This window comes from Streptomyces sp. LMG1-1-1.1 (assembly GCF_040815545.1).
Classification (GTDB): domain Bacteria; phylum Actinomycetota; class Actinomycetes; order Streptomycetales; family Streptomycetaceae; genus Streptomyces.
This window is the reverse complement of sequence record NZ_JBFPNH010000098.1, coordinates 32210-52109: the sequence shown is the minus strand read 5'-3', so window position 1 is coordinate 52109 and position 19900 is coordinate 32210. Positions and strand designations below refer to the sequence as shown.

At 71.8% G+C, this 19900-nt stretch carries 18 protein-coding genes and 1 riboswitch; of the genes, 5 read left to right on the top strand and 13 right to left on the bottom strand.

Annotated elements, in window-relative coordinates; genetic code table 11:
• Positions 1–41: 41 nt before the first annotated feature.
• The 10 genes from MRBLMG1_RS36435 to ribD form a co-directional block, all read right to left on the bottom strand.
• Complete coding sequence (locus MRBLMG1_RS36435; RefSeq protein WP_367828447.1) at positions 42–1088, bottom strand: hemolysin family protein; 1047 nt, start codon at positions 1086–1088, stop codon at positions 42–44.
• Positions 1085–2461: a hemolysin family protein gene (locus MRBLMG1_RS36430; RefSeq protein ID WP_367828446.1), complete on the bottom strand. Its 1377-nt coding sequence runs from the start codon at positions 2459–2461 to the stop codon at positions 1085–1087. Before MRBLMG1_RS36430 ends, MRBLMG1_RS36435 begins: the two co-directional genes overlap by 4 nt.
• A gap of 241 nt (positions 2462–2702) precedes the next feature.
• Complete coding sequence (locus MRBLMG1_RS36425) at positions 2703–3155, bottom strand: PH domain-containing protein (RefSeq protein ID WP_367828445.1); 453 nt, start codon at positions 3153–3155, stop codon at positions 2703–2705.
• A gap of 42 nt (positions 3156–3197) precedes the next feature.
• Complete coding sequence (hisG, locus tag MRBLMG1_RS36420) at positions 3198–4046, bottom strand: ATP phosphoribosyltransferase (protein WP_017242191.1); 849 nt, start codon at positions 4044–4046, stop codon at positions 3198–3200.
• A 50-nt stretch (positions 4047–4096) separates the two neighbouring features.
• Positions 4097–4369, bottom strand: coding sequence for a phosphoribosyl-ATP diphosphatase (locus tag MRBLMG1_RS36415; protein WP_030551960.1), 273 nt, complete (start codon positions 4367–4369; stop codon positions 4097–4099).
• A gap of 35 nt (positions 4370–4404) precedes the next feature.
• Positions 4405–4890 carry a 6,7-dimethyl-8-ribityllumazine synthase gene (gene ribH, locus MRBLMG1_RS36410; RefSeq protein ID WP_015032243.1) on the bottom strand — a complete coding sequence of 162 codons (486 nt, stop codon included), beginning with the start codon at positions 4888–4890 and terminating at the stop codon, positions 4405–4407.
• 29 nt (positions 4891–4919) lie between these two features.
• The gene (locus MRBLMG1_RS36405; RefSeq protein ID WP_367828444.1) at positions 4920–6197 is read right to left on the bottom strand and encodes a bifunctional 3,4-dihydroxy-2-butanone-4-phosphate synthase/GTP cyclohydrolase II; all 1278 of its coding nucleotides are present in this window, start codon (positions 6195–6197) and stop codon (positions 4920–4922) included.
• Positions 6194–6832 (bottom strand): nicotinamide mononucleotide transporter family protein, encoded by a 639-nt coding sequence (locus MRBLMG1_RS36400; RefSeq protein ID WP_367828443.1) that lies wholly within the window; start codon positions 6830–6832, stop codon positions 6194–6196. The genes MRBLMG1_RS36405 and MRBLMG1_RS36400 overlap by 4 nt, the downstream gene beginning before the upstream one ends.
• On the bottom strand, positions 6829–7437 hold the full coding sequence (locus MRBLMG1_RS36395) for a riboflavin synthase (RefSeq protein WP_367828442.1): 609 nt from the start codon (positions 7435–7437) through the stop codon (positions 6829–6831). Before MRBLMG1_RS36395 ends, MRBLMG1_RS36400 begins: the two co-directional genes overlap by 4 nt.
• Positions 7438–7439: 2 nt before the next feature.
• A complete protein-coding gene (gene ribD, locus MRBLMG1_RS36390; RefSeq protein ID WP_367828441.1) occupies positions 7440–8513 on the bottom strand; it encodes a bifunctional diaminohydroxyphosphoribosylaminopyrimidine deaminase/5-amino-6-(5-phosphoribosylamino)uracil reductase RibD in 1074 nt (357 codons plus the stop codon).
• Positions 8514–8687: 174 nt separating this feature from the next.
• Positions 8688–8817: riboswitch (FMN riboswitch) on the bottom strand.
• A 274-nt stretch (positions 8818–9091) separates the two neighbouring features.
• Between ribD and MRBLMG1_RS36385 the strand changes: the two genes are divergently transcribed.
• On the top strand, positions 9092–11461 hold the full coding sequence (locus MRBLMG1_RS36385) for a chitinase C-terminal domain-containing protein (RefSeq protein WP_367828440.1): 2370 nt from the start codon (positions 9092–9094) through the stop codon (positions 11459–11461).
• 136 nt (positions 11462–11597) lie between these two features.
• On the opposite strand, the gene MRBLMG1_RS36380 is transcribed toward MRBLMG1_RS36385, so the two are convergent.
• The gene (locus MRBLMG1_RS36380) at positions 11598–12725 is read right to left on the bottom strand and encodes an ROK family transcriptional regulator (protein WP_367828439.1); all 1128 of its coding nucleotides are present in this window, start codon (positions 12723–12725) and stop codon (positions 11598–11600) included.
• A gap of 121 nt (positions 12726–12846) precedes the next feature.
• Between MRBLMG1_RS36380 and MRBLMG1_RS36375 the strand changes: the two genes are divergently transcribed.
• From MRBLMG1_RS36375 to MRBLMG1_RS36365, 3 genes are all read left to right on the top strand, one after another.
• Positions 12847–14061, top strand: a complete 1215-nt coding sequence (locus tag MRBLMG1_RS36375; RefSeq protein WP_367828438.1) for an MFS transporter — start codon at positions 12847–12849, stop codon at positions 14059–14061.
• A 125-nt stretch (positions 14062–14186) separates the two neighbouring features.
• A complete protein-coding gene (locus MRBLMG1_RS36370; RefSeq protein WP_367828437.1) occupies positions 14187–15581 on the top strand; it encodes a uracil-xanthine permease family protein in 1395 nt (464 codons plus the stop codon).
• Positions 15582–15654: 73 nt separating this feature from the next.
• Positions 15655–16371 carry a DUF5995 family protein gene (locus MRBLMG1_RS36365; protein ID WP_367828436.1) on the top strand — a complete coding sequence of 239 codons (717 nt, stop codon included), beginning with the start codon at positions 15655–15657 and terminating at the stop codon, positions 16369–16371.
• 28 nt (positions 16372–16399) lie between these two features.
• Here the strand turns inward: MRBLMG1_RS36365 and MRBLMG1_RS36360 are convergent, their stop codons facing one another.
• Positions 16400–18097: a flavin monoamine oxidase family protein gene (locus MRBLMG1_RS36360; RefSeq protein ID WP_367828435.1), complete on the bottom strand. Its 1698-nt coding sequence runs from the start codon at positions 18095–18097 to the stop codon at positions 16400–16402.
• 56 nt (positions 18098–18153) lie between these two features.
• The gene (locus tag MRBLMG1_RS36355) at positions 18154–18960 is read right to left on the bottom strand and encodes a carbon-nitrogen hydrolase family protein (protein ID WP_367828434.1); all 807 of its coding nucleotides are present in this window, start codon (positions 18958–18960) and stop codon (positions 18154–18156) included.
• Positions 18961–19332: 372 nt separating this feature from the next.
• Here MRBLMG1_RS36355 and MRBLMG1_RS36350 point away from each other — a divergent pair, with 372 nt between their 5' ends.
• The gene (locus MRBLMG1_RS36350; protein WP_367828433.1) at positions 19333–19899 is read left to right on the top strand and encodes a Repetin; all 567 of its coding nucleotides are present in this window, start codon (positions 19333–19335) and stop codon (positions 19897–19899) included.
• The last annotated feature ends 1 nt before the right edge of the window (position 19900 follow it).

Sequence of the window (19900 nt, the reverse complement as noted above, 5' to 3'; positions counted from 1 at the left end):
CGATCGGAACCGGGGAGCCCGGCCCGATCGACGAGACGCCCTCAGGACGCGGAGACCGGCCGCTGTACGCGGTGGGCGGGGTCGCGGACCTCGCCCACCAGCATCTCCAGGACGTCCTCCAGGGCGACGAGGCCGAGGACGCGGCCGGAGCCGTCGGCGACCTGCGCCAAATGGGTCGCGGCGCGGCGCATCACGGTGAGGGCGTCGTCGAGGGGCAGCTCGGCGCGGACCGTCGCCATCGGCCGCCAGAGCCGCTGCGGCACCGCCCGCTCCCGCTCCTCCAGGTCGAGGACGTCCTTCACGTGGACGAAGCCCATGAAGGTGTGGTGGGCGCCGGCACGGACCGGGAAGCGGGAGTACCCGGTCCGTACGGTCAGCTCCTCGATCTCGCGCGGGGTGACGGACGGCGGCACCGTCACGAGGGACGCCGAGGCGATGAGGACGTCCGTGACGGGGCGGGTGCCCAGTTCCAGGGCGTCTTCGAGGCGCTCCTGCTCGCCCGGGTCGAGCAGTCCGGCCTGTCCCGCGTCCTCGACGAGCCGGCCGAGCTGGGCGCTGGTGAAGACCGCCTCCACCTCGTCCTTCGGCTCGACCTTGAACGCCCGCAGGACCAGCCGGGCGCAGGCCCCGAGCGCGGTCGTCACCGGCCGGCAGAGCCGGGCGAAGCCGACCAGGCCGGGGGCGAGCCAGAGCGCGGTCCGCTCGGGCGCGGCCATCGCCAGGTTCTTCGGCACCATCTCGCCGATGACGAGGTGGAGGAAGACGACCGCGGCGAGCGCGATGACGTAGCCGAGGGGGTGGATCAGCGCCTCCGGTACCCCGACCGCGTGGAAGACGGGTTCGAGGAGGTGGGCGACGGTCGGCTCGGCGACGGCACCGAGCGTCAGCGAGCAGACGGTGATGCCGAACTGCGCCGCCGCCATCATCTGCGGCAGGTTCTCGAGGCCGTGCAGGACCTGCTTGGCCCGGGCACCCCCGAGCGGCTCGATCTGGCTGCGGCGCACGGAGACGAGCGCGAACTCGGCCCCGACGAAGAAGCCGTTGGCGAGCACCAGGAGGACGGCGAAGAGGAGTTGGAGGGTGCTCACCGGGCGCCTCCCGTGACCAGCGTGGCGGTGGACGAGGACCCGGTCGGGTCCGGTTCCGCGCCGGTCTCCGTCCGGACGATCCGGACGCGCTCGGCGCGGTAGCGGTCGACCTGGCGCACCGAGAGCCGCCAGCCGGGGAGTTCGGCCCGGTCCCCCGGGGCGGGGATCCGCCCGAGGAGGTCGGCGACGAGTCCGGCGACCGTCTCGTACGGCCCGTCGGGCACGTCGAGGCCTATCCGGCGCAGGGTGTGGACCCGGCAGGAGCCGTCGGCCTCCCAGACCGGGCGGCCGTCCTCGGCGGGGGCGGCGGCCAGTTCGGGGCGCCCGTCGGCGACGGTGTCGTGCTCGTCGCGGACCTCGCCGACGAGTTCCTCGACGATGTCCTCCAGGGTGACCACACCGGCCGTGCCGCCGTACTCGTCGACGACCACGGCTATCGGCTGTTCGCGGCGCAGCCGCTCCAGGAGGGTCTGCGCGGGCAGCGTCCCGGGGACGAGGAGCGGCGGGACCGCGATCCGGCCGACGGGGGTGCGCAGCCGGGCGTGCGGGGCGACGGCGAGCGCGTCCTTGAGGTGGACCATGCCGACGACCTCGTCGATGCGGTCGCGGTAGACCGGGAAGCGCGAGAGGCCGGTGGCCCGGGTGAGGTTGAGGACGTCGGCCGCGGTGGCGTCCCACTGGAGGGCGCTCACCTTCACGCGCGGGGTCATGACCTGCTCGGCGGTGAGTCCGCCGAGGGTCAGGGTCCGGACGAAGAGGTCGGCGGTGTCCTGTTCGAGCGTGCCGGCCAGCGCGGAGTGCCGGGCGAGCGAGACGAGCTCGCCGGGGGTCCTGACGGAGTCGAGCTCCTCGGTGGGCTCGACGCCCAGGAGCCGGACCAGCCGGTTGGCGACGCGGTTGAGCAGGGAGATCACCGGCCGGAAGAGGGCGGAGAAGCGGCGCTGCGGGGTGGCCACGAAGCGGGCCACCTGGAGCGGCCGGGAGACGGCCCAGTTCTTCGGTACGAGTTCGCCGATCACCATCTGGACGGCGGAGGCGAGCAGCATGCCGATCACCACCGCGATCCCGGAGACGGCCCCTTCGGGCAGTCCGGTGGCGGTGAGCGGCCGGTGCAGCAGTCCGGCGAGCGCGGGCTCGGCGAGCATGCCGACGACGAGCGAGGTGATCGTGATGCCGAGCTGGGTGCCGGAGAGCTGGAAGGAGAGCTCGCGCAGCGCGGTGACGACGGTGCGGGCACGCCGGTCGCCGTCGGCCGCGGCCCGCTCGGCCTCGGCCCGCTCGACGGTCACGAGGCCGAACTCGGCGGCCACGAAGAAGCCGTTGGCGAGGATCAGGACGAAGGCCGCGAAAAGCAGCAGAAGGGAGATGATCATGCCGCCGCCTCCTGGGAGGGGGCGGCGCACGTACTACCGGACGATCCGTCCATTGCTGGAGGGAGTCACTCCTCGGGTCGAAGGGTGGTCTCGCGGGCCGCGGTCGCGGCCCTGCACACGCGAGACGGTGGTGCCGCTCGGCACCACCGTCTCCAGAGTAGTCACGTCAACGCCCCGAGGGGCAGGGGGTCGGCCCCGGATGGGGGACGGATCGGGGATTCCCCCGGTCCACCTGGGGGTCTCAGCGGGTTTCCGCGCCCGTGCCGCGACTGTCCGCCAGGGCCCGCAGCGCGCGGGCGTCGCGGATCGCCGCTTCCTTGGCGATGCCGGGCTGGATGCCGAGCGCGGGCAGGCTCGTGCCGTCGCTGAGGTCGAGGAAGACCCAGGGGTCGCCGGGACGGAGGTTGACCTTGAGGATCTCCGCCCAGGCGAGGCGCCGGGTCCTGGTGATGTTGACGACCGTGACGCCCTCGTCGTCGGCGACGACCTTGGGCCGGCTCAGCAGGACGAGGACCCCGGAGAGCAGCGCGGCGGTGAAGACGAAGCTGGCGCGCTCCCCCGGTCCCAGCCGCTCCAGCATCAGCGCGACGCCGGTGACGACCACGAACATCGCCGCGCTCATGGTCAGCAGGACGGCCCGGGTGCGCCCGGGACGGAAGGTGACCGGGAGGGCGGGCGTCGTCGGCTGGGACATCGGGGTTTCCTCAGTGCCTGGTGGGAGGTGCGGGCCGGGCCGTCAGAGGCGGCAGGCGTGGATGGCGGTCGTGAGGATGGCGCGGGCGCCGATCTCGTACAGGTCGTCCATGATCCGCTGCGCCTCCTTGGCGGGGACCATGGCGCGGACCGCGACCCAGCCCTCGTTGTGCAGCGGGGAGACGGTGGGCGACTCCAGGCCGGGGGTGAGGGCGACGGCCTGCTCCAGGTGCTCGGCGCGGCAGTCGTAGTCCATCATCACGTACGAGCGGGCGACGAGGACGCCCTGGAGGCGGCGGAGGAACTGCTGGACCTGCGGGTGGTCGTCGGAGGCGCCGTGGCGGCGGACGACGACGGCCTCGGAGGTCAGGATCGGCTCGCCGATGACTTCGAGGCCGGCGTTGCGCAGGCTGGTGCCGGTCTCCACGACGTCCGCGATGACCTGGGCGACGCCCAGCTGGATCGCGGTCTCGACGGCGCCGTCGAGGTGGACGACGGAGGCGTCGATGCCCTGGTCGGCGAGGTGCTTGGCGACGATGCCCTCGTAGGAGGTGGCGATCGTCATGCCGCCGAAGTCCTCGGGGCCGTTCGCCGTGCCCGGGCGGGTGGCGTAGCGGAAGGTGGAGCGGCCGAAGTTCAGCGGGAGGATCTCCTCGGCGCTGGCTCCGGAGTCCAGGAGCAGGTCACGGCCGGTGATGCCGATGTCCAGCTTGCCGGACGCCACGTAGATCGCGATGTCCTTCGGCCGCAGGTAGAAGAACTCGACCTCGTTGTCGGGGTCGATGACCACCAGTTCCTTGGACTCCTTGCGCTGGCGGTAGCCGGCCTCATGGAGCATTGCCGACGCAGGTCCGGAGAGGGAACCCTTGTTGGGGACGGCGATGCGCAGCATGGGGTGAGCTTCCTTTGCCTGGGAGTTTTCGGGGCGGTGGGGCGGTGTGCTCAGAGGTGGGCGTAGACGTCGTCGAGCGAGATCCCGCGGGCGACCATCATCACCTGGACGTGGTACAGCAACTGCGAGATCTCCTCGGCGGCCGCTTCCTTGCCCTCGTACTCGGCGGCCATCCAGACCTCGGCGGCCTCCTCGACGACCTTCTTGCCGATGGCATGGACGCCCTTGTCCACCAGCTCCGCGGTGCGGGAGGTGGCCGGGTCGCCGGTCTCGGCCTTGAGCTTGAGCTCGGCGAAGAGCTCTTCGAAGGTTTTGTTCGCCATGATGGTCCTAAGAGTACGGGGTGAGGGTCGCGTTCCTAGCGCCAGGGTTCGCTCACCGTGCGCAACGTGGTCGCGGTGGCGACGGCGGCGGTGACGGCCTCGTGGCCCTTGTCCTCGGTGGAGCCTTCGAGGCCCGCGCGGTCGAGGGCCTGCTCTTCGGTGTCGACGGTGAGGACACCGAATCCGACGGGTACGCCGGTGTCGATCGAGACCTGGGTGAGGCCGTGGGTGACGCCCTGGCACACGTACTCGAAGTGCGGCGTTCCGCCGCGGATCACGACGCCGAGCGCCACGATGGCATCGTAGCCGCGCCCGGCGAGGACCTTCGCCACGACCGGGAGCTCGAAGCTGCCGGGGACGCGCAGCAGGGTCGGTTCGTCGATGCCGAGCTCGCTGAGGGCGCGCAGGGCGCCGTCGACGAGGCCGTCCATGATCTTCTCGTGCCACTGGGCCGCGATGACCGCGACCCGGAGGTCGCCGCAGTTCTTCACGCTGAGGACGGGTGCGCCCTTGCCGCTCATGATTCTCCTAGCCGGTCGTACGTACGTGATTACTGGTTGCCGCAGGTGGAGGCCGGGGAGCCGTCCAGCCAGGGCAGGTCGTGGCCCATCCGGTCCCGCTTGGTGAGCAGGTAGCCGAGGTTGTGCTCGCCGGCCGTGACCGGCATGGGCTCGCGGCCCTCCACGGTGAGGCCGTGGCGGGTGAGGGCCTGGATCTTGTCGGGGTTGTTGGTCATCAGGCGGAGGCTGCGGACGCCGAGGTCGGCGAGGATCTGCGCGCCGGCCGCGTAGTCGCGGGCGTCGGCGGGCAGCCCGAGCTCCAGGTTGGCGTCGAGGGTGTCGCGGCCGCGCTCCTGGAGCTCGTACGCGCGCAGCTTGGACAGCAGTCCGATGCCGCGGCCCTCGTGGCCCCGCAGGTAGACGACGACGCCGCGGCCGGTCTCGGTGATCCGGTCCATGGAGGCGTGCAGCTGGGGGCCGCAGTCGCAGCGCTGCGACTGGAAGATGTCGCCGGTCAGGCACTCGGAGTGGACCCGGACGAGGACGTCGTCGCCGTCGCCGATCTCGCCGTGGACGAGGGCGACGTGCTCGACGCCGTCGACGGTGGAGCGGTAGCCGTACGCGGTGAAGTCGCCGTGCGCGGTGGGGAGCCGGACCTCGGCCTCGCGGCGGACGGTCGGCTCGGCGGAGCGGCGGTAGGCGATCAGGTCCTCGATGGAGATGATCGTGAGGCCGTGCTTGCGGGCGAAGGGGACCAGCTCCGGGAGGCGGAGCATGACGCCGTCCTCGCCGGCGATCTCGACGATCGCGCCGGCCGGGCGGAGGCCCGCGAGGCGGGCGAGGTCGACGGCGGCCTCGGTGTGGCCGTTGCGGACGAGGACGCCGCCGGGCTTGGCGCGGAGCGGGAAGATGTGGCCGGGGCGCACGAAGTCGGAGGGCTCGTGGCTGCCGCTCGCCAGCATCCGCAGGGTGGTGGCGCGGTCGGCGGCGGAGATGCCGGTGGTGACGCCGTGGGCCGGGCCCGCGTCGACGGACACGGTGAAGGCCGTCCGCATCGACTCGGTGTTGTGCTCGACCATCTGCGGGAGCTGGAGGCGCTCCAGTTCGTCGTCCTCCATGGGGGCGCAGATGAGGCCGCGGCACTCGCTCATCATGAAGGCGATGATCTCGGGGGTCGCCTTCTCGGCGGCGATGACGAGGTCGCCCTCGTTCTCGCGGTCCTCGTCGTCGACGACGACGACGGGGCGGCCGGCGGCGATGTCCCTGATGGCCTGCTCGACGGGGTCGAGGGCGAGGTCGGTGGCGTCCCAGAGGGGATGCGCGTTCATGCGTGTGCTCCTTCCAGGACGGTGGTGGCGCGGGAGCGCAGCCACCAGTCGCGCATGCCCCAGAGGACGAGCGCGCCGTAGATGACGTACACGAAGCCGGAGAAGGCGTAGCCGTTGGCGAAGTTCAGCGGGACGCCGACGAGGTCGACGAGCAGCCAGGCGAACCAGAACTCGACCATGCCGCGCGACTGGGCGTACATGGCGACGACGGTGCCGACGAAGATGTACGCGTCGGGCCACGGGTCCCAGGACAGCTTCGGGAAGGCGGTGAAGAGCATCGCGACGGCGACGGTGCCGAGGGCGGCGGCGGCGACCAGCAGGACGCGTTCGCGCCAGCTGGCGAAGCGGACCGCGATGGAGCCGTCCTGGGCGTTCTGGCGGCCGCGGTTCCACTGCGCCCAGCCCCAGGCGGCGACGAGCATGACGACGACCTGCTTGCCCGCGCTGCCCGCGAGGTGTCCGGCGGCGAAGGCGACGAAGAGGATGACGCCCGAGAGGAACTGGGCGGGCCAGGTCCATATGGACCTGCGCCAGCCGAGCGCGAGGGCGATCAGACCGATCGTGTTGCCGATCATGTCGGACCACTTGATGTGCTGGTCGAGGACCGTGAACGCCTCGGAGTTGAGCCAGTTCACTTCTCGTTCTCCTTGGCGTCGGTGCCGAGCAGCCGCTCGACGTACTTGGCGATGACGTCCACTTCGAGGTTGACCGGGTCGCCGGGCCGCTTGGTGCCGAGCGTGGTCAGGTCGAGCGTGGTGGGGATGAGGCTGATGGTGAACCAGTCGTCGGCGACCTCGACGACGGTGAGGCTGACGCCGTCGACCGTGATCGAGCCCTTCTCGACGACGTATCGGGAGAGGTGGGCGGGCAGGCCGACCTTGACGAGTTCCCAGTGCTCGGACGGGGTCCGGTCGAGGATGGTGCCCGCGCCGTCGACGTGGCCCTGGACGATGTGACCGCCGAGGCGGCCGCCGACGGCCATGGGCCGCTCCAGGTTGACCCGGGAGCCGACGGCGAGGGCGCCGAGGCTGGACCGCTTGAGGGTCTCGGCCATGACGTCGGCGGTGAACTCCCCGTCGCCGAACTCGACGACCGTGAGACAGACACCGTTGACGGCGATGGAGTCGCCGTGCTGGGCGCCTTCCGTGACCAGGGGGCCGCGCAGCCGGAAGCGGGAGGCGTCCTCCAGCTGCTCGACGGCGACGACCTCGCCCAGTTCTTCGACGATTCCGGTGAACACGGTCAGGCTCCCTTGAAGGTGGCGGTGATGCGGAGGTCGGGGCCGATGCGGACGGTCTCGGTGATGTCGAGCCGCAACGCTTCGGTGATGGTGCCGATTCCCGCGGCGGCCAGCGCCTGGGGGCCGGCGCCGAGCAGGACGGGTGCGAGGTAGCCGACCACCTGGTCGACGGCGCCCGCGGCGACGAAGGCGCCCGCGAGGGTGGGGCCGCCTTCGAGGAGGACGGAGCGGACGCCGCGCGCGTGGAGGGCGTCCAGGAGGGCGGGGACGTCGACGCCGCGTTCGGCCCTGGGGAGGCGTACGACCTCGGTGAGCGGGGTCTCGGCGTCCTCGGCGATGGCGATCAGGGTGGGTGCGGCGTCGTCGAGGACCCGGGCGCCGGGCTTCACGGCGGTCGCCTCGGTGTCGACGACGACCCTGAGGGGCTGTACGGCCTCGTCGATCCCGCGTACCGCCAGATGGGGGTCGTCGGCGCGGGCGGTGCCGGAGCCGACGACGACGGCGTCGGCCTCGGCGCGCAGCCGGTGGACGTCGGCGCGGGACTCGGCGGAGGTGATCCAGCGGGAGGTGCCGTCGGCGGCGGCGATGCGGCCGTCGAGGGTGGCGGCGTACTTCCAGCGGACGAAGGGGCGGCCGCGGCGTACGGAGGTGAGCCAGGCGATGTTGACGGCCTCGGCCTCGTCCTCCAGGAGTCCCTGGGCGACCTCGACGCCCGCGGCGCGCAGGGTGTCGGCGCCGCCGGTGGCCTGCGGGTTCGGGTCGCCGACCGCGTAGACGACCCGGCTGATCCCGGCTTCGACGAGGGCCTGGGCGCAGGGGCCGGTGCGGCCGGTGTGGTTGCAGGGTTCGAGGGTGACGTACGCGGTGCCGCCGCGGGCGAGGACGCCCGCCTCGCGCAGGGCGTGGACCTCGGCGTGCGGGCCGCCGGCGCGCCGGTGCCAGCCTTCGCCGACCGGGTGGCCGGAGGCGTCGGTGATGACGCAGCCGACGACGGGGTTGGGGCTGGTCGCGCCGAGACCGCGTGCGGCGAGTTCGACGGCGCGTCGCATGGCGGTGGTGTCGGCCTGCTGGGCCACCGGGTCCTCCTGCCTCTTCGGGCACGGACTCCGGGGCTGTCGATGACGACAGAGAGCGGGTGGGACGCCTCGCGCAGGGTGTGCCGGAGGCCGGGTCCTTGCGGGTACGCCGATCTGTTGCGATGCGGCGACCAGCGGACGTACGGCCGGCACACCCCTGAGAGGGGTCACCCGCCGCGCACTGCCTCCCATCCGGACTTTCACCGTCGGTCCAGGAATCTCACCTGGTCAACCGGCCGCTGGCTGCGGACGGGTCGCGGACTATACCGCCGGTTCGGAATTACACCGACCCCGGAGTGCGCTGCTGCTGATACAGGGCCAGTGTGCCACGGACGCCGCGAGGCGTGTGTTCGAGTCCCTGTGGGCTGGCTCACAGCGTCCCACGGAAGTCTTCTATGGTCCAGACCTATTGACGCACTGGTCTAGTCCTCTTAATCTCCGTGTCACCTCACAGGTAACGGTCCGTCGGCGTGCGCACTCCACGGCCCAACACGACCCACCCCCTTGTTCGTTGTGTTTGCTTCCTCCCCCGGCTCCCCGAGGGCGCGGGGGGACCCCCACCCCAGGAGGACCCGATCGTGTTGTCCCCCACTGCGAAGAGAGCGTCGCTGCTCGCTTCCGGCGCGGCCGTCGCCGGACTGCTGCTCAGCTCGCTCGCCGGCGGCGTCTCGTACGCGGCCGACAACGAGTCCTGTCGCCCCGACGGGCTCTACAAGACCCCGGGCGTCGACGTCCCGTACTGCTCGGTCTACGACACCGAGGGCCGCGAGAAGATGGGCGCCGACCACCAGCGCCGCGTCATCGGCTACTTCACCGGCTGGCGGACCGGCAAGAACGGCCAGCCCGCCTACCTGGCCAAGGACATCCCGTGGGAGAAGATCACCCACATCAACTACGCCTTCGGCCACATCGGCGGCGACAACAAACTGTCCGTGGGCACCGACGGCCCCGACAACGCCGCCACCGGGATGACCTGGCCCGGTGTCGCGGGCGCCGAGATGGACCCGGCGTACACCTACAAGGGCCACTTCAACCTGCTCAACAAGTTCAAGAAGCAGCACCCGAGCGTCAAGACGCTGATCTCGGTGGGCGGTTGGGCGGAGACCGGCGGCTACTTCGCGGACAACGGCGACCGGGTCAACTCCGGCGGCTTCTACTCGATGGCCACCAACGCCGACGGTTCGGTCAACCAGGCCGGGATCGACACCTTCGCCACCTCGGCCGTCGACTTCATCCGGAAGTACGGGTTCAACGGCGTCGACATCGACTACGAGTACCCGACGACCATGAAGGACGCCGGAAACCCGCTCGACTGGCAGCTCGCCAACGCCCGCCGCGCCGGACTCGTTCAGGGCTACGCGGCCCTCATGAAGTCCCTGCGCGAGAAGCTGGACACGGCCGGCGCCACCGACGGCAAGCACTACCTGCTGACCGTCGCCGCCCCCTCCTCCGGCTACCTGCTGCGCGGCATGGAGACCTTCCAGATGCAGAAGTATCTGGACTACGTCAACATCATGTCGTACGACCTGCACGGCGCCTGGAACGAGTACGTCGGCCCCAACGCCTCGCTCTTCGACGACGGCAAGGACGGCGAGCTCGCCGCCGCCAACGTCTACGGCTCGGCGCAGTACGGCAGCCTCGGCTACCTCAACACCGACTGGGCGTACCACTACTTCCGCGGCTCGATGCCGGCCGGCCGCATCAACATCGGCCTGCCGTACTACACCCGCGGCCACAAGAACGTGCAGGGCGGCACCGACGGTCTGTGGGGCAAGGCCTCCGCGACCACCTGCCCCGCCGGCGCCGGTCTGACCAAGTGCGGTGACGGCGCCACCGGCATCGACAACCTGTGGCACGACAAGGACACCAACGGCGTCGAGTCGCCCGCGGGCTCCAACCCGATGTGGCACGCCAAGAACCTGGAGAAGGGGATCGTCGGCGACTACGTCACCCAGTACGGCTTCCCGGCGAACACCACGCTGACCGGCACCTACGCCCGCAAGTACGACTCGACCCTGGTCGCGCCGTGGCTGTGGAACGCGCAGAAGAAGGTCTTCCTCTCCACCGAGGACGAGCAGTCGGTGGCCGCCAAGGCCGACTACGTGGTCAACAAGGGCATCGGCGGCACCATGGTGTGGGAGATGGCCGGCGACTACGGCTGGAACGCCACCAAGGGCCAGTACGAGATGGGCTCGACGCTCACCTCGCTGATGTACGACAAGTTCAAGGCGGCCGCCCCGTACGGCGCCAAGAAGTCCAACGCGACGCTGCCGACCCAGGCCGTGAAGATCGACACCCAGTTCACCGAGTTCAAGCTGGGCGACTCGAACTACCCGATCACGCCGAAGATCAAGATCACCAACAACACGGCGGCGGCGCTGCCCGGCGGCACCGAGTTCCAGTTCGACTACGGCACCTCGGCCCCGGCCAACGCCTCCGACCAGTCCGGCTTCGGCACGAAGGTCATCAGCAGCGACCACACGGGCAGCAACGTCGGCGGCCTGAAGGGCGACTTCCACCGCGTCTCCCTGAAGCTCCCGGCCTGGCAGTCGCTGGCCCCCGGCGCGACGATCGACCTGGCGTTCAACTACTACCTGCCGGTGTCCACCCCCTCCAACTGGACGGTGAACATCAACGGCACGACGTACGCCCTCGCCGGTGACCTGGCGCGCGGCACGACGGTCGTGGAGCCCGGCTCCACCACGCCGCCGACCACCCCGCCGACGACGCCGCCCACCACCCCGCCGACGACTCCCCCGACCACGCCTCCGACGACGCCGCCCACCACGGGCTGCACCACCGCGGCGTACGTGGCCGGCAACGTCTACAACGCGGGCAACGAGGTCTCCCACAAGGGCCGCAAGTGGAAGGCCAAGTGGTGGACCCAGAACGAGGAGCCGGGCACGACCGGCGACTGGGGCGTCTGGCAGGACCTCGGCGCCTGCTGATCCCCACCCCCTGAAAGACCCCCCGGCGGCGGACGCTCACGGCCCTTGCCCGCCGCCGGGCTCCCTCCGCGCCGCGCCCCCCTGTCCGGGGCGCGGCGCGGACGCGTTCACCGAGCCCTTCGCCGCCCTCCGGTTTCTACGGGAACAGCTCTTCCTGGGCCGCGTCCCGCGCGCCCAGAAGGGCCCCGCGGAGGACGGCGGCGTCGCCGAGGGCGGTCGGGCGGACCTCGGTGGGCAGCGGCGAGAGGTCCGCGAGCGCGGTCTCCACGCGGGCCGCCAGCGCGGCGCCGCCCTGGTGGCCCGTCTCCCCGGCCAGGACCACGCAACCGGGGTCGAGCACGGACACGACGGCGGCCGCGCCGACCGCGAGGCGGTGGGCGAGGGCGTCGAGGAAGGGACCGTGGCCCGAGGTGAGCGCCCCGGCCGGGTCGAGGCCGTGGGCGGTGGCGAGGGAGGCGACGGCGGCCGAGCAGGCCAGCTCGTGGAAGCCGCCGTCGCAGCCGGTGGCCGAGGGGAGGCCCGAGGTGCCCGGCACGGGCAGGAACCCGATCTCGCCGGCGCCGCCGGAGGCCCCGCGGCGCAGCCGCCCGCCGAGGACGACGGCGGCGCCGACGCCCTGGCCGAGCCAGAGCAGCACGAAGTCGTCGCGGTCGCGGGCGGCCCCCTCGCGCAGTTCGGCGACTGCCGCGAGGTTGGTCTCGTTCTCCACCAGGACGTGGGCGGGAAGCCGTTCCTGGAGGACCGAGACGAGCCTGCGGTGCCAGGCGGGCAGCCCGGAGGAGTCGCGCAGCTCGCCGGTGGCAGGGTCGATGAGCCCCGGCGCGCCGACGGCGACGCTGTGCAGCCGGTCGGCGCCCGCCTGCGCGACGGTCCGTTCGAGGAGGGCGACCGCCCGTTCGACGGCCTCGCCGGTCCCGCCGTCGTCGTCGCCGACGGGCACGGAGGCCTCGGCGAGGGTGGTGCCGAGGAGGTCGGCGACGGTGACGGAGACCGAGCGGGTCCGTACGTCCAGGGCGGCGAGGTGGGCGCGGTCGGCGACGATCCCGTACAGCTTGGCGTTGGGGCCGCGGCGTTCGGCGCCGGACTCGCCGACGACGTGGACGAGGCCGGAGCCCTGGAGCCGCTCCACGAGGTCGGCGACGGTCGGCCGGGAGAGCCCGGTGAGCGTCTTCAGCTGAGTGGCCGTCAACGGACCTTCGTCCTGGAGCAGTCGCAGGGCGGACCGGTCGTTGATGGCCCGTGCGGTGCTCGGGGATGCGGCCATGCGGCGATCCTCTCAGACTCGTTCCCGGGTGCGTTCCGGCCCGGGCCCGCCCTGCGGACTATTTATCAGGCAGGGTTCCTGATAGTTTACGCGCCACACCACGACACCCGGGGAGGGCCCCATGGCGGCGGAGACCGTCACCAGCACCGAGCGCCTGCGGCGGGCGCGCTTCGCCATCGCCGCCGTCTTCTGCGTCCACGGCGCGGTCACCGGCAGCTTCGCGACCCGGATCCCCTGGATCCAGGAGCACGCGGGGGTCAGCGCCGGCCAACTCGGCCTCGCGCTCGCCTTCCCGGCGCTCGGCGCCTCCCTCGCCATGCCGCTCGCCGGAGCCGTCTCCCACCGCTTCGGCGCCCGCACGGCCCTGCGCGGCCTGCTCGCCCTCTGGACGCTCGCGCTGATCCTGCCGTCGCTCGCCCCGAACATCTGGGGCCTGTGCGGCGCGCTCCTGGTGTACGGCGCCACCGCGGGCATGTCCGACGTGGCGATGAACGCGCTCGGCGTCGAGACCGAGACCCGGCTCGGCAAGTCCATCATGTCGAGCCTGCACGGCATGTGGAGCGTGGGTGCCCTCCTCGGCTCCGCGGCGGGCACCGTCGCCGCCCACCTCGGCGGCGACGCCCGGCTCCACCACCTCTCCGCCGCCCTGATCCTCACCGCGCTCGGCCTCGTCCTCTGCCAGGGCGTCCTCGACGTGCGCAGCACCCCGGACGAGGAGCCGCCGCCGCGCTTCTCCCTGCCGCCGAAGTCCGCGCTGATCATCGGCGCCATCGGCTTCTGCGGGGTGTTCGCCGAGGGCGCCAGCCTGGACTGGTCGGCGGTCTACCTGCGCGACGAGCTGGGCAGCTCGGCCGGGCTCGCGGCCGCCTCCACCACCGCCTTCGCCCTGACGATGGCGGTGGCGCGACTGGTCGGCGACCGGGTCGTGGACCGCTTCGGTGCGGTCCGCACCGTACGGACTGGGGGCGCCGTCGCCACCCTCGGCGGGCTCATGGTGGTCCTCGCCCCGCACGCCGCCGTCGCGATGGCCGGATTCGGTCTCATCGGGCTGGGGATCGCGGTCGTCGTCCCGCTCGCCTTCGCCGCGGCCGGGCACAGCGGACCGAACCCCAGCCAGGCCATCGCCGGCGTCGCCACCATCACGTACACCTCGGGGCTCATCGCCCCCTCGGCGATCGGCGGCATCGCCGACGCGACCTCGCTGGTGGTCTCCTTCGGCCTGGTCACCCTGCTCGCCTTCGGGCTCGTGCTCGGCGCGGGCGTGCTGAGGACCGGTGGGCGGGAGACGGAGCCGGCCGCGCCCGCCCCCGCGAAGAGCGCGGGCCGGGTCGGGTAACCCCGCCGCCGTACGACCGCTCCCCGGCGGCGGTCGAACGTACAGCCGGGCGGGACGCATAGCATGTGGCTGATCTTTTGCGGTCACGACACGGCCGCCGAACACCGGAGAACGGGAGCGACCTCATGAACCTCGGCGTGCGCTGGACCCTGCACGGCGACGGGAGAACACCCGCTCCGGGAGCCGTCGTCCGGCCGGACGAGCGGCTCTCCTGGCCCCGTACGGTCGGGCTCGGCGCCCAGCACGTCGTGGCGATGTTCGGGGCGTCGTTCGTGGCCCCGGTCCTGATGGGCCTCGACCCGAACCTCGCCATCATGATGTCGGGCGTCGCGACCGCGATCTTCCTCCTGGCCACCCGCGGCACCGTCCCGTCCTACCTGGGCTGTTCGCTCTCCTTCGTCGGCGTCGCCGCCGCGATCCGCGCGTCCGGCGGCACCAGCGCCACCGTGACCGGGGCGGTCCTGGTCGTCGGAGCGGTGCTCTTCCTGGCGGGTCTGGCGGTACGGAAGTTCGGCGCGCGGATCATCCACGCGGCGATGCCGCCGATCGTGACCGGCGCCGTCGTCATGCTGATCGGCTTCAACCTGGCCCCGGTCACCGCCTCCGTCTACTGGCCGCAGGACCAGTGGACGGCGCTGCTCGTGATGCTGTTCACCGGCCTCGCCGTGGTCTGCCTGCGCGGTTTCTGGTCCCGGATCGCGATCTTCCTCGGCCTGGTCTTCGGCTACGCCGTCTCCTGGGTCTTCGACCTGGTCTTCGGCAGGATCCACTCGGCGTCCCCGGCCGGGCAGGTCACCGACCACTGGCGGCTCGACCTCTCCGGCGTCTCCCAGGCCGACTGGATCGGCCTGCCGTCCTTCCACGGCCCGAGCTTCGAATGGTCCGCGATCCTGGTCGCGCTGCCGGTGGTCATCGCGCTGATCGCGGAGAACGCCGGCCACGTCAAGGCCGTCGGCGAGATGACCGGCGACAACCTGGACGACCAGCTCGGCACCGCCATCGCCGCCGACGGCGCCGCCTCGATGCTGTCCACGGCCGTCGGCGGCCCGCCGAACACCACGTACTCCGAGAACATCGGCGTCATGGCCGCCACCCGGGTCTACTCGACCGCCGCCTACTGGGCCGCCGCCGGCTTCGCGCTCCTCTTCGGCCTCTGCCCGAAGTTCGGCGCCGTCGTCGCCGCCATCCCCGGCGGCGTCCTCGGCGGAATCACCGTGATCCTTTACGGCATGATCGGCCTGCTCGGCGCCCAGATCTGGATCAACGCCAAGGTCGACCTGCGCAACCCGCTCAACCTGGTCCCGGCCGCCGCGGGCATCATCATCGGCGTCGGCGGCGTGAAGCTGACCTTCACCGACAGCTTCGAGCTCGGCGGGATCGCGCTCGGCACGATCGTCGTCATCACCGGCTACCACGTGCTGCGGGCCTTCGCCCCGGCCCACCTGAAGGAGCAGGAGCCGCTCCTCGACGCCGGTACCAGCTCCTACGAGACGGTGCCGGACCACGCGTCGAAGAACTGAGTGATTCGCCCGTTCTGGGTAAGCCGGGCCCGGGAGGTTCCCTCCCGGGCCCGGCGCCTGGGAGCCTGCCCCCATGGCGCAGACCCAGCAGATCGGACAGCAGACCGAGCGACTCGGTCCGTTCCTCGCGGTCGACCCGGTGGTGGACCGGATGCGGTCGCTCCGCTCGGCCTGGCACCCGGCCGACGGGGTCGCCGTCTTCAACCGGGTCTACCTGACCGTCACCGAGGAGATCGGCCACGCCATCGAGGCGGGCACCTTCGCCGACCGGCGGGCCGCCGCCACGCTCGACGTACGGTTCGCCGAGCGGTACCTCGCGGCGGTCGACGCGGCCGCGACCGGCTTCCCCGCCCCCGCCTGCTGGCGGCCCCTCTTCCACTACCGGCGCCATCCCGGCGTACGGCCGCTGCAGTTCGCGCTGGCCGGGATCAACGCGCACATCGGGCACGACCTGGCGCTCGCCGTGGTCGACGCCTGCCGGATCCTGGAGTGCGCGCCCGCCGACATCGAGGACGAGTTCGACCGGGTCGGCGACATCCTGGTCCTCCTGGAGGAGCGCATCAGGGAGGAACTGATGCCGGGCCCGGACCTCCTGGAGATCGCGGACCCGCTGACCCATCTGCTCGGCTGCTGGAGCCTGGACCGGGCCCGGGACGGCGCCTGGCTCGCCGCGCGCTCGCTGTGGCAGCTGCGCGGGCTGCCCGACCTCGCGGCCGAGTTCACGGAGCGCCTCGACCGGTCGGTGGGCCTGGTGGGGCGCATGCTGCTCACGCCCCTCACCAGGCCCTGACCTGGTCCGCGGTACGGAGTGGGTGGGGTCAGTCCTCCGGCAGCTCGACCGGGGCGATCTCGTCGTACACGTCGCCCGGACCGGGGTTGGTGCCGTCGGTGGCGCCGCCGAAGTGGTGCATCACGCCCCACACCGCGTTGAGCGCCGTCTGCACCGCGCCCTCGGCCCAGCCGGCCGTCCACGAGATGTCGTCGCCCGCGAGGAAGATGCCCCGCTTGTCCTCGGGGAGCCGGTCCTGCATGAAGTGCGTGAACAGGCGCCGCTGGTAGCGGTAGTGACCCGGCAGGTTGGCCTTGAAGGCGCCCATGAAGTAGGGCTCGTTCTCCCAGGAGACCGTCACCGGGTTGCCGATGATGTGCTTCCGGATGTCGACCTTCGGGTAGATCTCGCCGAGCGACTTCAGCATGACCTCCATCCGCTCGTTCGCGGACAGCGGCAGCCACTTCAGGCTGTCGTCGCACCAGGTGTACGAGAGGCAGATCGTGGCCGGCTTGTCCGGGCCGTCGTCGAGCAGGTAGGTGCCGCGGGTCATCCGGTCGGTCAGCGTCATCGACATGACGTCCCGGCCGGTCTCCTCGTCCTTGTCCAGCCAGAACGGCCGGTCGACGGGCACGAAGAGCTTGGACGACTCCATGTAGTGGGTCCGCTCGATCGCCGTCCAGTGGTCGATCGGGAAGAGCGAGTCGTCACAGGCGATCTTGGAGAGCAGCATCCAGGACTGGGCGGTGAAGATCGCCGCCTGGTACGTGCGGATGTCGCCGGAGGCGTCGGTGACGGTGATCCGGTTGCCGGCGGTCCGGTTCAGCCGGGTGACGGCCGGCTTGGGGGCGCCGTCGTGCAGGGAGCTCAGCGAGGTGCCCTGCGCCCAGTGGACGATCTTCCCCGGCTCGCGCTCCCACAGGCGCAGCGGCAGCTGCTGCGAGCCGCCGACGATGCCGCGGTGGTGGTCGTCGGCCTCGGTGTAGACGACGCGGAGGATCTCCAGGATGGAGTTCGGGAAGTCGGTGTCCCAGCCGCCGGTGCCGAAGCCGACCTGGCCGAAGATCTCGCGGTGGCGGAAGGACTTGAAGGCCTCCGACTCGCAGAGGAAGCCGTAGAAGGTCTGGTTGTCGAGCTTCTCGACGAGCTTCGACCAGATCTCGCGGATGCGCGGGACGTCCCGCTCGCGCATGGCCTGGTTCATGTCGGAGAAGTCGGCGCCCTCGTCGAGGCAGGCGTTCCACGCGTTCATCACGTCGCGGTAGACCTGCGGCAGGTCGTCGACGGTGGTCGCGTAGTGGGACTCGCCCTTGAGGTCGACGACGGTCGACGGGGTCGACTCGGCCAGCGGGTTCGGGAAGGGCGTGGTCTCCAGGTCGACCAGGTCGATGTAGTACTGGAGCGCGGTCGAGGAGGGCGGGAAGCGCATGGCGCCCATCTCGGCGGTCAGGCCCTCGGTGGCGGTGCCCTCGAAGCCCACGGTGCGCAGCCGCCCGCCGATCTGGTCGGCCTCGTAGACGACGGGCTTGAGGCCCATCTTCATCAGCTCGTACGCGGCGATGATGCCGGAGAGACCGCCGCCGATGACGGCGACCTCGGTGCCGTGCTCGGTGGCCGGTATCTGGCCGAGCCCGGCCGGGTGGGCCAGGAAGTCGTCGTAGGCGTACGGGAAGTCCGGACCGAACATGGTGATCGGCGGCTGGCCGTCGCTGTGCGGGACGGCGGTCGTGGGCACCGTGGACGTCATGGGGTACGGACTCCTTGCACGGAAAAAAGTGATGAGGCGGGGAGGATGGGGGCGGCTCAGACGAGGGGGCCGTAGAGCCCCGGGCGCCGGTCGCGAAGGTAGGGGTTCTCCGCGCGGGAGGCCGCGAGGAAGGCCGGGTCGACGTCACCGAGGACCAGGTCCTCGCCGCGCCCGGCGCGGGCGCGGGCGGTGCCGTCGGGACCCGCGAGCGTGGAGAGGCCGACGAACTCGAAGCCGCCCTCGGGCCCGGTCCGGTTGGCGTACGCGATGTACAGCTGGTTCTCGAAGGCGCGGACCGGCACCACGGACAGGGGCACGACCTCGGCGGGGTGCATGAGCGCGGTCGGCACGAGGAGGAGGTCCGTGCCGGCCAGCGCCTGCGCCCGCACGTTCTCCGGGAACTCGACGTCGTAGCAGATCATGAGGCCGACGGTGAGTCCGCCGAGCTCGGCCTGGACGACCGCCTGGTCACCGGGGGTGAACCAGGTCGCCTCGAAGTCGCCGAAGAGGTGCGTCTTGCGGTAGTTCGCGAGCGGGACGCCGTCGGCGCCGATCAGCTGCGCCGCGTTGTACAGGACCCCGTGCCGCTCGGTGTCGCGCTCCGGGTAGCCGTAGCCCACGGCGAGCCCGTGGCGGACGGCGACGGCCGCGACGGCGCGGGCGGAGGCACCGTCGACCGGCTCGGCCAGACGCGCCAGGTCGGCGCCGATGGCGTACCCGGTGAGGAACAGCTCGGGGGCGAGCAGCAGGTCCGCTCCGGCGGCCGCGGCGCGGGCGGCGGCCTCGTCGAGGATCTTGAGGTTGGCGGCCACGTCACCGAGCTCACCGGAGCTCTGGAGCAGGGCGGTGCGCAGCGCGGGCATGGCGATCCTCGGGGGGGTGCGGAGTACAAGGGGAAGACGTCAAAAACGGTACGGTTTCGCGCTCCTTCCGGACAAGGCGGGAGCGTTGCGGACCGACCGTCGAACCGTTGCGCGATCGGAGTCCACGACGGTGATTCGTTGCGTACGGCTCCGCGCGGGGTCTTACGGCTCCGCGCGAGGTCGTACGGCTCCGCGCGAGGTCGTAAGGGTCCGCGCGAGGTCGTACGGGTCCGCCCGGGGTCGTACGGCTTCCCCGCCGCACGGCGGAGGCGAGGACCGTCCTACGGCCCGACGCCCCGGCGCGGCCCGCGCGGAAGAGTGGTGGTCGTCCGGAGGACACCCCGGACGACCTGCCGAAAGGACCCGGAAGCCATGAACCGTCGCATGAAGACCCTCGCCGTCGCCGCGGCCGTGCTGCTCACCCTGGGGGCCGGGGGCATCGCCGCCGCCTCGGTGGACGACGCGCCCGCCCCGGCCGCCGCTCGGGCCACCGTGTCGGAGGCCGCCGCGCTGACCGGCACCGCGAAGCTGTACCGGCCGGCCGGGGACGACATCACGTTCGCGTTCGACGCGCATCTGGCCGCGAAGGACCGGCAGGATCCGATGAAGGCGACCGGCACGTTCCGGTTCAGCCACTACAAGGGCGACTGGGGCGGCTACGCCAAGGTCGAGGTCGACTGCCTCACCACCGGCGGCAAGGTCGCCGTCGTGTCCGGCGTCGTCGTCGAGACCGACGTGAAGGAGTTCCGCAAGGCGCGCGTCGGCGTCACGGTGCACGACGACCCCACCGGGGACCGGCTCGGCTACACGTGGATGACCGCCGACCCGCAGAAGGACAAGGTGCCGCCGTGCGTCAGCGGCGCGCCGTTCGAGAAGGTCAAGGCGGGGACGGGCGACTTCCGGGTCGTGCCCTGGGAGTTCGCCTACCCCACCGAGTAGA

Excerpts from the sequence above, each read along its gene's own strand:
- MRBLMG1_RS36370 (WP_367828437.1), top strand. The coding sequence starts at position 14,187 with ATGAACCTCGGCGTGCGCTGGACCCTGCACGGCGACGGGAGAACACCC.
- hisG (WP_017242191.1), bottom strand. The coding sequence starts at position 4,046 with ATGCTGCGCATCGCCGTCCCCAACAAGGGTTCCCTCTCCGGACCTGCG.
- MRBLMG1_RS36415 (WP_030551960.1), bottom strand. The coding sequence starts at position 4,369 with ATGGCGAACAAAACCTTCGAAGAGCTCTTCGCCGAGCTCAAGCTCAAG.
- MRBLMG1_RS36355 (WP_367828434.1), bottom strand. The coding sequence starts at position 18,960 with ATGCCCGCGCTGCGCACCGCCCTGCTCCAGAGCTCCGGTGAGCTCGGT.
- ribH (WP_015032243.1), bottom strand. The coding sequence starts at position 4,890 with ATGAGCGGCAAGGGCGCACCCGTCCTCAGCGTGAAGAACTGCGGCGAC.
- MRBLMG1_RS36405 (WP_367828444.1), bottom strand. The coding sequence starts at position 6,197 with ATGAACGCGCATCCCCTCTGGGACGCCACCGACCTCGCCCTCGACCCC.
- MRBLMG1_RS36350 (WP_367828433.1), top strand. The coding sequence starts at position 19,333 with ATGAACCGTCGCATGAAGACCCTCGCCGTCGCCGCGGCCGTGCTGCTC.
- MRBLMG1_RS36425 (WP_367828445.1), bottom strand. The coding sequence starts at position 3,155 with ATGTCCCAGCCGACGACGCCCGCCCTCCCGGTCACCTTCCGTCCCGGG.
- MRBLMG1_RS36360 (WP_367828435.1), bottom strand. The coding sequence starts at position 18,097 with ATGACGTCCACGGTGCCCACGACCGCCGTCCCGCACAGCGACGGCCAG.
- MRBLMG1_RS36430 (WP_367828446.1), bottom strand. The coding sequence starts at position 2,461 with ATGATCATCTCCCTTCTGCTGCTTTTCGCGGCCTTCGTCCTGATCCTC.
- MRBLMG1_RS36380 (WP_367828439.1), bottom strand. The coding sequence starts at position 12,725 with ATGGCCGCATCCCCGAGCACCGCACGGGCCATCAACGACCGGTCCGCC.
- MRBLMG1_RS36375 (WP_367828438.1), top strand. The coding sequence starts at position 12,847 with ATGGCGGCGGAGACCGTCACCAGCACCGAGCGCCTGCGGCGGGCGCGC.
- MRBLMG1_RS36365 (WP_367828436.1), top strand. The coding sequence starts at position 15,655 with ATGGCGCAGACCCAGCAGATCGGACAGCAGACCGAGCGACTCGGTCCG.